Source organism: Micromonospora sp. B9E7 (assembly GCF_039871815.1).
GTDB lineage: Bacteria > Actinomycetota > Actinomycetes > Mycobacteriales > Micromonosporaceae > Micromonospora.
In genome coordinates this window covers 59303-72570 of the sequence record NZ_JBDPLX010000006.1, presented here as the reverse complement: position 1 = coordinate 72570, position 13268 = coordinate 59303, and the positions used below count along the sequence as shown (strand labels likewise).

Genomic DNA, 13268 nt, shown 5'->3' with positions numbered 1-13268 from the left:
AGCCCACCCTAGACATTCGTGAGTCGCGATGGTGGGGTTCCGCGACGATTGTCAGCTGAGATCGACCAGTAGGGGGCGGTGGTCGGAGATCGTGGACGGCGGCGCGGTGACGGCGCGTACCGGTGGGAGCTGGTCGAGGGCGTGCCGGTCGGCGAGGATGTGGTCGAGTTGGACGCGGGGTTGCCCGGCGGGGTAGGTGGGGCGGCGGCCCAGAGGGTGCCAGCCGGAGACGAGCCGGGCCGCGCCGGCGGGCAGGTTGAGGTCGCCGAGCAGGACGCGGGGGGCGGGTAGCTCGCGCAGGGCGCGGACGGTCTGGCGGAGTTGCCGGGCGTTCCAGCCGGGCACGAAGGACAGGTGGGTCGCGGCGACGGTGAGTGGGCCGTGTGGGGTGTCCAGGATCGCGGCGAGGACGACGCGGGGTTCGTCGTGCAGCAGGATCAGGCCGCCGCGGGGGCCGGGTACGTAGACCGGTGAGCGGACGGGGGCGGGTTTGAGTCGGGTGACGTGCCAGCTGCGGACGGGGTGTCGGCTGATGAGCCCGATGCCGTAACAGGGTTCGCCGTGCCCGTCGTCGTCGTGGCGCAGGGGGCGGAAGTGTTCGCCGGGGGTGCCGACGACGGCGGCGGCGAAGCGGTGGTGTGGTGCGTCCAGGGCGCGGGCGGCGATGGCGGTGAGGTCGAGGTTGCCGCTGCGGTGTTGGTCGCGGTCGACCTCCTGCAGGGCGAGCACGTCGGCGTCGAGGGCGCCGACGGCGGCGGCGAGTCGGTCGGAGTCGACGAGCCCGTCGGTGAGGGATCGTCCGTGCAGCAGGTTGAAGGTGGCCAGGCGCACTCCTGCACCTTACGTGTCCGTGGCATGGTTGCCGGGTGGTGAAGGTGTTGCTGTGTTCGATGGTGGTGTTCGTGGCGGTGGGCGCGTTGGGGGTGTGGTTGCGGCGTACGCGGGGCCGGTGACCGGTGAGTTCTCCCACTCGGCGGGCCGGTCGGGCGCGTCGGCTGGGCAGAATTGCCGCCCATGGACGCCGTGACGCTGAGTACTCTGCTGGCCGCAGCCGCGATGGCCGGGTGGGTCGACGCCGTGGTCGGTGGTGGTGGGTTGTTGTTGCTGCCGGCGTTGTTGGTGGCTGCCCCGGGGTTGCCGGTGGCTACCGCGTTGGGCACGAACAAGCTGGCTGCGATCTTCGGTACGGCCACGGCGGCGGCGACGTACGCCCGGAGGACGAAGGTCGACTGGCGGGTGGCGGGGCCGGCGGCCGGGTTGGCGGTGCTCAGCGCGGGTGTGGGTGCGGCGTTGGCCGGGGCGGTGCCGGCGTCGGCGTACCGGCCGGTCGTGCTGGTGGTGCTGGTGGCGGTGGCGGTGTTCGTGTTGCTGCGTCCCCGGATGGGGGTGGTGGCGGTGCCGGCGAAGCGGACCCCGGTGCGGGTGGGCGTGGTGGTCGCGATGGCCGGGGTGGGGATCGCCCTGTACGACGGGTTGATCGGTCCGGGGACCGGCACGTTCCTGGTGTTGGCGTTCACCGCGCTGGTGGGCGCGGACTTCGTGCACGGTTCGGCGATGGCGAAGGTCGTCAACGCGGGCACGAACCTGGGTGCGTTGGTGGTGTTCGGGGTGACCGGGCACGTGTGGTGGTTGCTGGGCGCGGGGATGGCGGTGTGCAACATCGCCGGTGCGGTGCTGGGGGCGCGGATGGCGTTGCGCCGTGGGTCGGGGTTCGTGCGGGTGGTCCTGCTGGTGGTGGTGGTGGCGTTGGTGGCCAAGCTCGGGTACGACCAGTGGTGGCCGCGCTGATGCCGGTGCGGGCCGAGCATGACCGTGCGGTCCTGGCGCGGTTGCTGGGGCGTGATCCGGTGCTGCACGCCTACCAGTTGGGTGACCTGGACGACTTCTTCTGGCCGTACACCTCGTGGTTTCGCCGGGGTGAGCAGGTCGCGCTGCTTTATCACGGGGTGGATCCACCGACGCTGCTGGCGTTCGCGGCGCCGGCGGACACCGCGGCGCTGGCGGCGTTGCTGGCCGACCTGGCGCCGGCGCTGCCCGCCCGGTTGTACGCCCACCTCTCCCCCGGGCTGTCCGATGTCCTGGCCGGGTCGTTCCGGTTGGATTCCGGTGGCGCGCACCACCGGATGGCGTTGACCGATCCGGCCCGGTTGTCGGCGGTGCGTCCGGAGGGTGTGGTGCTCGGGACGGCGGACCTACCGGGGCTACGCCGCCTGTACGCGCGGGCGTACCCGGGGAACTGGTTCGACCCGCGGATGGTGGACACCGGGCAGTACCTGGGCGTACGCGAGGGTGGTGAGCTGGTGGCGGTGGCCGGGGTGCATGTGTGGTCCCCGGTCTACCGGGTGGCGGCGTTGGGCAACGTCACGACCCATCCGCGGTGGCGTGGACGGGGGCTGGGCGCGGCGGTGGTGGCGGCGCTGTGTGTCCGGCTGCGCGAGACCGTGGAGCACGTCACGCTGAACGTGAAGGTGGACAACAGGCCGGCGGTGCGGCTCTACGAGCGGGTGGGGTTCACCCGGGTCGCCGAGTACGAGGAGTGGACGCTCACGGCCCGGTGACGCCTCGCGGCTCGTCTGGGGTGGTGCCGATCAGCTGCGGCGGCTCGGTGAGTCGAAGCGGCCGGCGCGGATCTCGCGCAGGGCCCGGCGGCGGATGTCTCCGCGCAGGGTGTCGACGTAGAGCGTGCCGCGCAGGTGGTCGGTTTCGTGTTGCAGGGCGCGGGCGAGGAAGCCGCTGCCGGAGATGGTCAGCGGTTCGCCGTTCTGGTCGACGCCGTGTGCGGTGGCGTGCAGGGCCCGCGCGGTCGGGAAGTACAGCCCGGGGATGGACAGGCAGCCCTCCTCGTCGTCCTGGAGTTCGTCGGACAGTTCGAGGGTGGGGTTGATCAGGTGGCCGCGGTGGCCGTCGGCGTCGTAGACGAACACCTGGGCGCTGACGCCGATCTGCGGTGCGGCGACGCCGGCGCGGCCGGGTTCGCCGAGCAGGGTGTCCATCAGGTCGGTGACGAGGGCCCGCAGTTCGGCGTCGAAGGTGGTGACCGGCTCGCACTCGGTGCGCAGGACGGGATCGCCGATGATCCGGATGGGCCGCATGGTCATGACCGGCAGCTTATCGCCGGTGGCGGCGGGTTCGGCGCCCGGCCAGGGTGGCGCGGATCGGGGCGGTCTTCGCGGCGGCTTCGGCGACCTCGGCGGCGGGGTCGCTGTCCCAGGTGATGCCGCCGCCGGCCCAGGTGTGCAGGTGCTGGCCGTCGGCGGCGGCGGTGCGGATGGTCAGGCCGAGGTCGACACGGCCGGGGGCGACCCAGCCCAGCGCGCCCATGCTGGCGCCCCGGCCGACCGGTTCGAGGGCGCTGATCTGGGTGAGGGCGGCGAGTTTCGGGGCGCCGGTGACGGACCCGCCGGGGCAGGTGGCGCGCAGCAGGTCGGCGAGACCGAGGCCGTCGGCGGCGGCGGCCCGCACGGTCGACTCGGCCTGCCACAGGTCGCACCAGCGGCGGACGGTGAACAGGTCGTCGACGGTGACGCTGCCGGTGCGGGCGATGCGGGCGAGGTCGTTGCGTTCCAGGTCGACGATCATGACGTGTTCGGCGCGTTCCTTCGCGCTCGCGAGGAGTTCGGCGCGGCCGGCGGCGGTGGCCGGGCGGGTGCCCTTGATGGGTCGGGTGATGAGGTGCCCGTCGGTGACCTCGATGAGGGTTTCCGGGGAGGCGCAGCCGATGGCCCAGCCGTCGCCGGTGAGTACGCCGCCGTAGCGGGCGCCGGGCAGCGCGCCGAGGCGGCGCAGGGCGGGTAGCGGGTCGCCGGTGTAGCGGGCGGCGGCGTGTCCGACGAGGTTGGTCTGGTAGACGTCGCCGCGGCCGATGGCGGCGCGCACGCTCGTGACGGCGTCGGCGTGCTGGCGGCGGGTCCAGCTCTCGGTCCACTCGCTGAGCCACCACGCCGACGCGGGCGGGCCGGGTGGGCTGGCCGGGCTCGGGTGGTGGTCGTAGACGACGACGGTGAGGTCGGGCAGCGTCGGCGCGGGCTCGGGCGCCGTGGTGGGCGCGCCGGCCAGGTGCGCCCCGGCGGCGGCGGACAGGTAGAGCGCCGCCCCGCAGACCCCGGCAGCGTCATGGTGGGCGGTGGCGGGTCGGCTCAGGTCGTGCAGTGGCAGGCCGTGCGCGGCGAGGAACTCCTCGGCGAGGGCGGCGGGGTCGCCTCCGTCGCGCAGGTGCCACTGCAGGCGGGCGCGTTCGGTGAGCGCGCCGCGGCACGCGGCCGGTGCCGCCGGCACATCGACCAACGCGGCCGCGCCGCTGCCCGCGGCCAAGGCAATCGGGCCGCTGCCCGCGGCCAAGACGATTGGGCCGCTGCCCGCGGCACCTACCTGTGGGAGCGTTTCCACGCCGTACGGTCCGACCTTCCTCATCCGTTCAGTGGATTTCCGGTGCGACAGACGGGCACCTGCTCGATGCTGGACACTTTCGCTTGGTACTGTGCGTCACTGGTCATGTGAACCATGACACAGTGCCCCCACAGTCCGGAGAACCCGATGTGCCAGCACCAACCGACCTGCCCCTCCGCTGAAGCCACCGACCGGGAAGCCGCGCGAGTCCTCGCCTGCTTCCGTGAGCAGGGCTGGAGCCTGCTCTGCAATGGTGTCATCGTCTTCGAGGACACTGGCGAGCTCCTCCCCGACGGCAGCAGCATCGCACCGCACCGCGGCCCCGCCCGCCACGCTCTCGTCGCCTAATCGACCACTCAGCGTCACCGACTAGCCGCCGCCGACCCAGGCCAGTCCCCCGGTAAGGGACGCCACGCCCAGGTCGCAGCGGCTGCCGGGGCGGCCCACACCGCCCGCCCCGGCACGCCCGTCGCCAGTCTCCAACGCCTGCGGCATTGTCAGTCCTCGAACGCCTCCGGCGACGGGCACGAGCAGACCAGGTTCCGGTCGCCGTACGCGCCGTCGATGCGCCGCACCGGCGGCCAGTACTTACCGGCCCGGTCCACCCCGGCGGGGTACGCGCCCACCGACCGCGGGTACGGGTGCGGCCACTCGTCACCGCTGACCATCGCCGCGGTGTGCGGCGCGTTCGCCAGAGGGTTGTCCCCCGCCGGCCACTGCCCCGCCCCGACCTGCTCGATCTCCGCGCGGATCGCGATCATCGCGTCGCAGAACCGGTCCAGCTCGGCCAGGTCCTCGCTCTCGGTGGGCTCCACCATCAGCGTCCCGGCCACCGGGAACGACATCGTCGGCGCATGGAAGCCGTAGTCGATCAGCCGCTTCGCCACGTCGTCCACCGTCACGCCGGTCGCCTTCGTCAACGGCCGCAGGTCGAGGATGCACTCGTGCGCCACCAGGCCCTTGTTGCCGGCGTACAGCACCGGGAAGTGCCCCCGCAGGCGCGCCGCCACGTAGTTCGCCGCGAGGACCGCCACGCCGGTCGCCCGGGTCAGCCCCTCGGCGCCCATCATCCGCAGGTACGCCCACGGGATCGGCAGGATTCCCGCCGACCCGTACTTCGCCGCCGAGATCGCCGGCGTCGCGTCCGCGTGCGCGCCCAGCGGGTCGCCGGGCAGGAACGGCGCCAGGTGCGCGCGCACCGCCACCGGGCCCACACCGGGGCCACCGCCACCGTGCGGGATGCAGAACGTCTTGTGCAGGTTCAGGTGCGACACGTCCGCGCCGAACTTGCCCGGCTTGGCGAACCCGACGAGGGCGTTGAGGTTCGCCCCGTCGACGTACACCTGACCGCCGGCGTCGTGGACCTTCGCGCACAGCGACGCGATGCCCGTCTCGTACACGCCGTGCGTCGACGGGTACGTCACCATGATCGCGGCGAGCGCGTCCCGGTGCTTGTCGATCTTCGCGTCCAGGTCGACGAGGTCGACGTTGCCGTCCTCGTCGCAGGCCACCACGACGACCCGCATGCCGGCCATCACCGCCGACGCCGCGTTCGTGCCGTGCGCCGACGACGGGATCAGGCACACGTCGCGGTGCGTCTCGCCCCGCGACGCGTGGTAGGAGCGGATCGCCAGCAACCCGGCCAGCTCACCCTGCGAACCCGCGTTGGGTTGCACGCTGACCGCGTCGTAGCCGGTCACCTCGGCCAGCCACGACTCCAACTGGCCGATCATCTCCCGGTACCCGACGGTCTGGGAGTCCGGCGCGAACGGGTGGATGTGCGCGAACTCCGCCCAGCTGACCGGCTCCATCTCGGTGGTCGCGTTCAGCTTCATCGTGCACGACCCGAGCGGGATCATGCCCCGGTCCAGGGCGTAGTCGAAGTCCGAGAGCCGCCGCAGGTAGCGCAGCATCGCCGTCTCCGAGTGGTGGCTGCGGAACACCGGGTGGGTGAGGAAGTCACTGGCGCGGGCCAGGTCGACCGGCAGGGCCGCGTCCACGGCCCCGTCGAACGCGGGTACCCCGAACGCCGCCCACACCTGCGTCAGGTGCGCGACGGTGGTCGTCTCGTCGCAGGACACGCCCACCCGGTCGGCGTCGACCAGCCGCAGGTTCACGCCCCGCTCGGCGGCCGCCGCGACGACCTGCGCCGCCCGGCCCGGCACCCTCGCGGTGACGGTGTCGAAGAACGCGACGTCCGCGACGTCGACGCCACCAGCGCGCAGCCCGGCCGCGAGCCGCGCCGCCATGTCATGGGTACGGGCCGCGATGTCCCGCAGCCCGTCCGGGCCGTGGTAGACGGCGTACATGCCGGCCATCACCGCGAGCAGAACCTGCGCGGTGCAGATGTTGCTGGTCGCCTTCTCCCGCCGGATGTGCTGCTCCCGGGTCTGCAACGCCAACCGGTAGGCCGGGTTGCCGTCCGCGTCGCGCGACACCCCGACCAGACGCCCGGGCAGCATCCGCTCCAGGCCCGAGCGCACCGCCAGGTAACCGGCGTGCGGCCCACCGAATCCCATGGGTACGCCGAAACGCTGGGTGGTGCCGGCGGCGATGTCCGCCCCGATCTCCCCCGGCGCCCGCAGCAGCGTCAACGCCAGCAGGTCCGCCGCGACGATGACGAGGGCCCCGACGGTGTGCGCGGCCTCGACGAGCGTCGCGTGGTCGCGCACCGCCCCGGACGCCCCCGGGTACTGCAGGTGCAGGCCGAAGAACTCCGCCGGCAACTCGTCACGCTCGACGTCGAGGACCCGCACGTCGATGCCGAGCGGCTCGGCCCGGCTGGTGATAACCGCGATGGTCTGCGGCAACGCGTCGGCGTCGACGACGTACACGGCGCTCTTGCTCTTGGACGCCCGGCGGGCCAGGGTCATCGCCTCCGCCGCCGCGGTGCCCTCGTCGAGCATCGAGGCGTTCGCGGTGGTCAGGCCGGTCAGGTCGGTGACCATGGTCTGGAAGTTCAGCAGCGCCTCCAGGCGGCCCTGGCTGATCTCCGGCTGGTACGGCGTGTACGCCGTGTACCAGGCCGGGTCCTCCAGCACGTTACGGCGGATCACCGCCGGGGTGTGCGTGCCGTGGTACCCCAACCCGATCATGGAGACGGCGACGGTGTTGCGGGCCGCGATCGCCCGCAGCTCGGCGATCGTCTCGGCCTCGGTGGCCGGGTCCGGCAGGTCGAGGGTGCCGTGCCAGCGGATCACCTCGGGGATCGCGGCGTCCATCAGCTCGTCGATCGAGTCGTGCCCGACGACGTCCAACATCCGACGCTCGTCGTCGGGGCCGGGACCGATGTGACGGGTGGCGAACTGCTCTACGGTCATAGGGGGCACTCCCGGGGCGAGGTCGACGTGTCGGCCTCCCCCTCTGTCACACCCACGAGCGGCGCTCCACAGTGCCTGCCCACGAGGTCCTTTTGCCTGAGAGGTTCCGGGGAGGATTTGCCCCTTCGGCGCCGCCCCGCGTGCTGTCGGGCGGTCTCTCCCACGTGGGTGTTACCGGCACCGACAACGCTACCAGCGCCGGTGTTTCCGCCAGATGTCCTACCCCCGGCCCGCGCCCACCCCGCCGCCGGTCACCCCGCCGCCGGTCACACCCCGACCGTCGCCGCGCTGCCGCTGACCCGCGCGGCCAACTCCGGCAACACCGCGCCCAACGGCGCGTCGACGCACACCCTGGCGTGCCCGTCACCACGAGTCGGCCCCTGGTTCACGATCGCCACCGGGATGCCCTGTTTCGCCGCCCGAATCACGAAACGTCGCCCGGACATCACCGTCAACGACGACCCCAGTACCAGCAACGCACGGGCCCCCTCGACGGCCGCGAAGCACCGCGCCACCCGCTGCGGCGGCACCGTCTCGCCGAAGAACACCACGTCCGGCTTCAACATGCCGGTGCCGCAGATCCCGCAGTCCACCGTCCGGAACGCCGCCACCTGCTCGTCGGGGAGATCCACATCACCGTCCGGGTTCACCGCGGCGACCTGGGCCACGAAGTCCGGGTTCGCCTCGCGCAACCGCCGGTCCAGCTCCTCCCGGGAGGTCAGGTTGCCGCAGTCCAGGCAGGTCACCTCGTCCAGGCGACCATGCAACTCGATCACCGACGTGCTGCCGGCCGCACCGTGCAGACCGTCGACGTTCTGGGTGATCACCGCGTCGACCAGACCGGCCCGCTGCAACCCGGCGACCGCCCGGTGCCCGGCGTTCGGCGCCGCACCGGCGATCAACCGCCACCCCAGGTGGCTGCGCGCCCAGTAACGCCGCCGGGCCAGGGGATCCCGGGTGAACGCCTGGAAGGTCATCGGCGTGTGCCGCCGTGCCACCCCACTCGGACCCCGGTAGTCCGGGATGCCCGACTCGGTGGACAGGCCCGCACCGCTGAGCACCACCACCCCACCCCCGGCCACCAGCGAGGTCAACACGTCGAGGCTCTCCATCACGCCTCCATGCTGCCTCAACCCACGACCCGCCGCCGAACCCCCGCACCGGCCGGGGCTCGACGGCGGGACGACACCGCCCCGTCTACACCGCGACGACGTCGGCGACGACGCAGGCGATGTTGTCCGGTGCCCCCTCCGCCCGCGCCAGCTCCACCAACGCCCGCACCGTGTCCCCCGGATCGGTCGGCGCGGCCAACGCCGACCGCACCGCCGCCCGGTCGACGACCGCGGACAACCCGTCCGAGCAGAGCAGGTACCGGTCACCCGGTCGGGCGGTACGCAGCGCCAGGTCCACCTCGACCTGTGCCCCCGCGCCGAGGGCACGCACCAGCAACGCGCGCTGCGGATGCGCGGCGGCCTCGTCACGGTCGAGCCGGCCCTGATCCACCTGCGCCCACACCCAGGTGTGATCCTGGGTGAGCAGCGACAACTCACCATCGCGCAGCAGGTACGCCCGGGAGTCACCGACATGCGCGAGGGCCAGTTGGGAACCGCTGCGCAACAACGCGGTCAGCGTGGTGCCCGGCTGGTAGTCGTCGGTCGCCAACCCGCGCACACTCCGGTCAGCGTCGGCGACCCCAGCGGCGAGCATCGTCAACAGGTCCACGGCCGCAGCGTCCACGAGCGCCAACGGGGTGAGAGCGTCGATGGCGGCGGCACTGGCGGCAGCACCACCGGGCCCCCGGATGCCATCGGCGACGGCCAGCAACCGGTCGCTGGCGTACGCGGCGTCCTCGTTGCTGTCGCGCACCAACCCGGTGTCACAACGGGCGGCGGAGCGGACAGCGACAGCGGAACTCGGGTCAGACATGGTGGCGCCCCCTTCAGACAGGTGGTCCACGAGGATGGTCGCGAGCCGGGCGCGCGCCGCCGTGTCAGCGGTGACCCGCCGCCAGTACGCGGTGATCGCGTCAGCCGCCGCCGCGGGATCCAACCCACACACGACGCGAATCGTCGCCAACGGCATGCCGATGCCCCGAAGCTGGGCCACCAACCGGGCCGACGGCAACTGGGCCGGATCGTAGAGCCGATACCCGGACTCCGCGTCGACAGCGGCCGGCGGCACAAGCCCCACCTGGTCGTACAGGCGCAGCGCCTTCGGCGTCAGACCCACCGCCTGCGCGAACACCCCGATGGTCATGAGCCCCACGTCGACACCCTCCTCGTACCGGCCACGGCGACCGGCACACCCCAGGTTGAGGGTTACCCGAAGGTCAAGGTCAAGCCCACCCGGACCGGACGGTGCCGTCGGCTCGCCCGCTGCGGCGGCGCCCACACCGCCGGTAGGTTGGGCGCATGCGTGTCGTCATCGCCGGAGGCCACGGCAAGATCGCCCTGCTGCTGCACCGTCGCCTCGCCGAGCGCGGCGACACCCCGGTCGGGCTGATCCGCAACCCCGCCCAGGCCGAGACGGTACGCGCCGCCGGCGCCACACCCGTCCTCTGCGACCTGGAACACACCCCGGTCGCCGACCTGGCCGCGCACCTCGCCGACGCCGACGCGGTGATCTTCGCCGCGGGTGCCGGCCCCGGCAGTGGCGCCGCCCGCAAGGACACCGTCGACCGGGCCGCCGCCGCGCTCCTCGCCGACGCCGCGACCACCGCCGGTGTCCGCCGCTACCTGCTCGTCTCCTCGATGGGCGTGGACGACCCACCGGCCGCCGGCACCGACGACGTGTGGGCGGCCTACCTGCGCGCCAAACGCGCCGCCGAGGACGACCTGCGCGACCGCGACCTGGACTGGACGGTGCTGCGACCCGGACGCCTCACCGACGACCAGCCCACCGCCACCGTCACCCTCACCCGGCACGCCGGACGCGGCGCCATCAGCCGCGCCGACGTCGCCCACGTCCTCACCGCGCTCCTCGACGAACCACGCACCACCGGCGCGACCCTGGAACTCGTCGCCGGGCCCACCCCGATCGCCGACGCCGTCCGCGCCACCATCACCACCTGACCGGTCCCGCCGACGTGCCCCGGCGCGGTCAGCGCTGCTGGTGCCGGGGCAACGCCGACTGGCCCGCCGCCGCACCAGCAGCGAACGGCGCCCCCGGCGTCTCCGCCGCGATCCGGTCCATCGTGCGCGCCAGATGCTCACTGCCATCGTCGAGATGCCGCGCCGCCGCCTGCATGTGCGACACCATCATCTCGCCGAAGATCCGCAACGCCTCCCGGGTGGCCACCGTGTCGTCGAAGCTCGGCCCCGCCGCGCTGCGGTACTCCGTCACCGCCCGCTCCGCCTCCTGCTTCGCCTCCTGCGCCGCCGCCTGCATGTAGCTCTCGTACTGCACCCGGGCGTACTCGGCGACCCGCCGCGCGTAGTCGTGCGCCTGCGCGATGATCTGCTCCGCCTCACGCTGCGCCGCGGACAGCAGATTCACCTCCCGCGCCGCCGGGACCTTCGCCGCCGCCCCCGTACTCGGGATCACCCCGTGCCGGTGCAACTCCACCCGGTCGGTCAGCCGCTCGTTCTCCGCCCGCAACGTCGCGATCTGCGTCGCCAACAGGTCCAACTCGTCGGCCACCTGCACCCGGAACCGGTCCACGTCAGCGTTGTCGTAACCACGCCGGGCAAACGACGCGGACCCGAACTCCCACCGCCGCACCCGATCGGCGGTCATCCGCACCTGCACACCGCCGGAAATCTGCATCCCGTCATACCGACTGATCGGGGTCGCGCTCACCGGTACCCGCCTCCGTCCGCGACTACGGGACCCGCAAGCTCACTGCGCGCGCTCACCTGAGCCCACCTCCCGAAGTGTCACCGGCGCTCGTCTCCTGCACCGCCGTCCGCCAGGCCGCGCCGTACCACTGCGAACCCAGGCCCTCGTGATGCACCTGACCCGGGTGGAAACCCGCCTGGACCAACGTCTGCACCGCGTGCGAAACCATCTCGTCCGACCCGCACACGAACACGTGCCGGGAACGCCAGTCACCATCGGCCAACGCCCGGTCCACCGCGTGCACGAACTCCCCCGGCCGGTGCACGTCGGGACCCACCACGTACGTCACCGTCAACCACGGATGCGACGACGCCAACTTGTCGATCGCCTCGCTGTCGTAGAGCTCACTACGGGAACGAGCCCCCACATAGAGATCCACCCGCCGACGGGAACCCTCCGCCGCCACCTGCTCCACCAACGCCTTCACCGGCGCCCAGCCCGTCCCCGCCACCAACAACAGCAGGTCACTCGAGCCCGCCGACCACAGCGCCAGCCGCTCCCCCACCGGCGCCGCAAGGTGGATCCGATCACCCACCGCCGACCCGTACACCAACCGCGACGACACCGCACCACCCGGCGCGGCCCGCACGTGCAACTCCAACGTGCCGTCCGCGCGGGGCGCGTTCGCCGGCGAGTAGTACCGCCACGAACGCACCGACGGATGCGACACCCCCACCGACTGACCGGGGGCGAACGGCAACAGATACTGCGGACGCACCGTCAACACCGCCACGTCGAACGCCCGCCGCTCGTGCGCCACGATCTCCGCCACCCACCACGGCGGGTTCACCGACTCGGCAGCCTGCGCGGCCTCCGTCATCACCTGCGCGACCAACCCGTACGCGGCGGTCCAGTCCGCCGCCAACTCCTCGGTCCACTGCTCCGCCAGGAAATGCTGCAACGTCGCCACCAGCGCCTCACCGACCGCCGGGTAATGCTCCGCACGGACCGCGAACTTACGGTGATCGGCACCGAGATCCTGCAGGAAACCCACCAGGTGCTCCACCTGGTCCACGTTGGACACAATGTGACCCAGCGCGGTCACCAGGCGGTCCCGCTGCCCGGCCATGTTCGTCGGGAACATCTGCCGCGTCTCAGGATGAGCCAAGAACAACGTCGAGTAGAAGTAGAGCGGCACCTGGTCACCGTGAGCGGCAACCAGCGACCAGCTCTGCTTGAGTCGGGCCGCGTCCACGCTCAGGCGCCCGACCGGTCTCCGCGGGCCACCACCTGGTCCTGCACCTGCCCCAACACCGTCTGCACAACAGCCAGAATGTCCGCCGGAACACCCAACTCGGTCAGCGTCGCCGTCAGGTGCTCGCCCACCTTCGCGTAGTGCTCCACCGGAATGTTCAACGGTTGGTGCGCCTCGGCCAACCCACGACCGGCGTACTCGTCGGGACCACCCAACACCGTGGTCAACATCAACGTCAGATGCCGCCGCTGCCCGGCCATGTCCACATCGGAGAAGTAGCCGGCCAACTCGGGGTCCACGAGCACCTTGTCGTAGAACAGCTCAACCGCAGCCTTGACCGAACTGGCACCGCCGATGCGGTCGTAGTGCGAAGCGGGAGCCGTCTCTTCCGTAACCGTCACGGTCGTTCCTTCCGGGGGGTGAAGGGTCCAGAACCGTCAGGGACCATAGCGTGTCAAACGCCTCTGGTCAGCGTCCCCCTATCGGGTTCCCGACAATGCGCTGCCACGCTGCGTCACCACTACCGACAG

Annotated in this window: 13 protein-coding genes and 1 riboswitch; of the genes, 4 read left to right on the top strand and 9 right to left on the bottom strand. The window is 72.2% G+C overall.

Features of this window, described 5'->3' with window-relative positions:
* Window positions 1-51: 51 nt before the first annotated feature.
* Window positions 52-831, bottom strand: coding sequence for an endonuclease/exonuclease/phosphatase family protein (locus tag ABGB10_RS11590; protein ID WP_347660871.1), 780 nt, complete (start codon window positions 829-831; stop codon window positions 52-54).
* Between the two features lie 183 nt (window positions 832-1014).
* Here ABGB10_RS11590 and ABGB10_RS11585 point away from each other — a divergent pair, with 183 nt between their 5' ends.
* Window positions 1015-1788, top strand: coding sequence for a TSUP family transporter (locus ABGB10_RS11585; protein ID WP_347660870.1), 774 nt, complete (start codon window positions 1015-1017; stop codon window positions 1786-1788).
* Window positions 1776-2558, top strand: a complete 783-nt coding sequence (locus ABGB10_RS11580) for a GNAT family N-acetyltransferase (RefSeq protein ID WP_347660869.1) — start codon at window positions 1776-1778, stop codon at window positions 2556-2558. Before ABGB10_RS11585 ends, ABGB10_RS11580 begins: the two co-directional genes overlap by 13 nt.
* Before the next feature lie 30 nt (window positions 2559-2588).
* Here ABGB10_RS11580 and def read toward each other — a convergent pair whose 3' ends face one another.
* Both def and ABGB10_RS11570 read right to left on the bottom strand, forming a co-directional pair.
* Window positions 2589-3098 carry a peptide deformylase gene (gene def / locus ABGB10_RS11575; protein WP_347660868.1) on the bottom strand — a complete coding sequence of 170 codons (510 nt, stop codon included), beginning with the start codon at window positions 3096-3098 and terminating at the stop codon, window positions 2589-2591.
* 10 nt (window positions 3099-3108) lie between these two features.
* Window positions 3109-4410, bottom strand: coding sequence for a chorismate-binding protein (locus ABGB10_RS11570; protein WP_347660867.1), 1302 nt, complete (start codon window positions 4408-4410; stop codon window positions 3109-3111).
* Window positions 4411-4533: 123 nt separating this feature from the next.
* Between ABGB10_RS11570 and ABGB10_RS11565 the strand changes: the two genes are divergently transcribed.
* On the top strand, window positions 4534-4734 hold the full coding sequence (locus tag ABGB10_RS11565; protein WP_007460326.1) for a DUF5999 family protein: 201 nt from the start codon (window positions 4534-4536) through the stop codon (window positions 4732-4734).
* A gap of 149 nt (window positions 4735-4883) precedes the next feature.
* Here the strand turns inward: ABGB10_RS11565 and gcvP are convergent, their stop codons facing one another.
* The 3 genes from gcvP to ABGB10_RS11550 form a co-directional block, all read right to left on the bottom strand.
* Entirely contained in the window at window positions 4884-7706 is a 2823-nt protein-coding gene (gene gcvP, locus ABGB10_RS11560) for an aminomethyl-transferring glycine dehydrogenase (RefSeq protein ID WP_347660866.1), read from the bottom strand.
* A 74-nt stretch (window positions 7707-7780) separates the two neighbouring features.
* Window positions 7781-7879: riboswitch (glycine riboswitch) on the bottom strand.
* A 93-nt stretch (window positions 7880-7972) separates the two neighbouring features.
* Complete coding sequence (locus tag ABGB10_RS11555; protein WP_347660865.1) at window positions 7973-8818, bottom strand: NAD-dependent protein deacetylase; 846 nt, start codon at window positions 8816-8818, stop codon at window positions 7973-7975.
* A gap of 85 nt (window positions 8819-8903) precedes the next feature.
* Window positions 8904-9971, bottom strand: coding sequence for a MerR family transcriptional regulator (locus ABGB10_RS11550; protein WP_347660864.1), 1068 nt, complete (start codon window positions 9969-9971; stop codon window positions 8904-8906).
* A gap of 146 nt (window positions 9972-10117) precedes the next feature.
* Between ABGB10_RS11550 and ABGB10_RS11545 the strand changes: the two genes are divergently transcribed.
* Window positions 10118-10777, top strand: a complete 660-nt coding sequence (locus ABGB10_RS11545) for an NAD(P)H-binding protein (RefSeq protein WP_347660863.1) — start codon at window positions 10118-10120, stop codon at window positions 10775-10777.
* A gap of 28 nt (window positions 10778-10805) precedes the next feature.
* Here ABGB10_RS11545 and ABGB10_RS11540 read toward each other — a convergent pair whose 3' ends face one another.
* The 3 genes from ABGB10_RS11540 to ABGB10_RS11530 are packed head-to-tail and all read right to left on the bottom strand — an operon-like array spanning window position 10806 to window position 13139.
* Window positions 10806-11504: a cell division protein DivIVA gene (locus tag ABGB10_RS11540; protein ID WP_347660862.1), complete on the bottom strand. Its 699-nt coding sequence runs from the start codon at window positions 11502-11504 to the stop codon at window positions 10806-10808.
* Window positions 11505-11556: 52 nt separating this feature from the next.
* Window positions 11557-12738, bottom strand: a complete 1182-nt coding sequence (locus ABGB10_RS11535; protein WP_347660861.1) for a globin domain-containing protein — start codon at window positions 12736-12738, stop codon at window positions 11557-11559.
* A 2-nt stretch (window positions 12739-12740) separates the two neighbouring features.
* A complete protein-coding gene (locus tag ABGB10_RS11530; RefSeq protein WP_347660860.1) occupies window positions 12741-13139 on the bottom strand; it encodes a group 1 truncated hemoglobin in 399 nt (132 codons plus the stop codon).
* Window positions 13140-13268 lie beyond the last annotated feature (129 nt).

Excerpts from the sequence above, each read along its gene's own strand:
- ABGB10_RS11570 (WP_347660867.1), bottom strand. The coding sequence starts at position 4,410 with ATGAGGAAGGTCGGACCGTACGGCGTGGAAACGCTCCCACAGGTAGGT.
- ABGB10_RS11565 (WP_007460326.1), top strand. The coding sequence starts at position 4,534 with ATGTGCCAGCACCAACCGACCTGCCCCTCCGCTGAAGCCACCGACCGG.
- ABGB10_RS11545 (WP_347660863.1), top strand. The coding sequence starts at position 10,118 with ATGCGTGTCGTCATCGCCGGAGGCCACGGCAAGATCGCCCTGCTGCTG.
- gcvP (WP_347660866.1), bottom strand. The coding sequence starts at position 7,706 with ATGACCGTAGAGCAGTTCGCCACCCGTCACATCGGTCCCGGCCCCGAC.
- def (WP_347660868.1), bottom strand. The coding sequence starts at position 3,098 with ATGACCATGCGGCCCATCCGGATCATCGGCGATCCCGTCCTGCGCACC.
- ABGB10_RS11555 (WP_347660865.1), bottom strand. The coding sequence starts at position 8,818 with ATGGAGAGCCTCGACGTGTTGACCTCGCTGGTGGCCGGGGGTGGGGTG.
- ABGB10_RS11585 (WP_347660870.1), top strand. The coding sequence starts at position 1,015 with ATGGACGCCGTGACGCTGAGTACTCTGCTGGCCGCAGCCGCGATGGCC.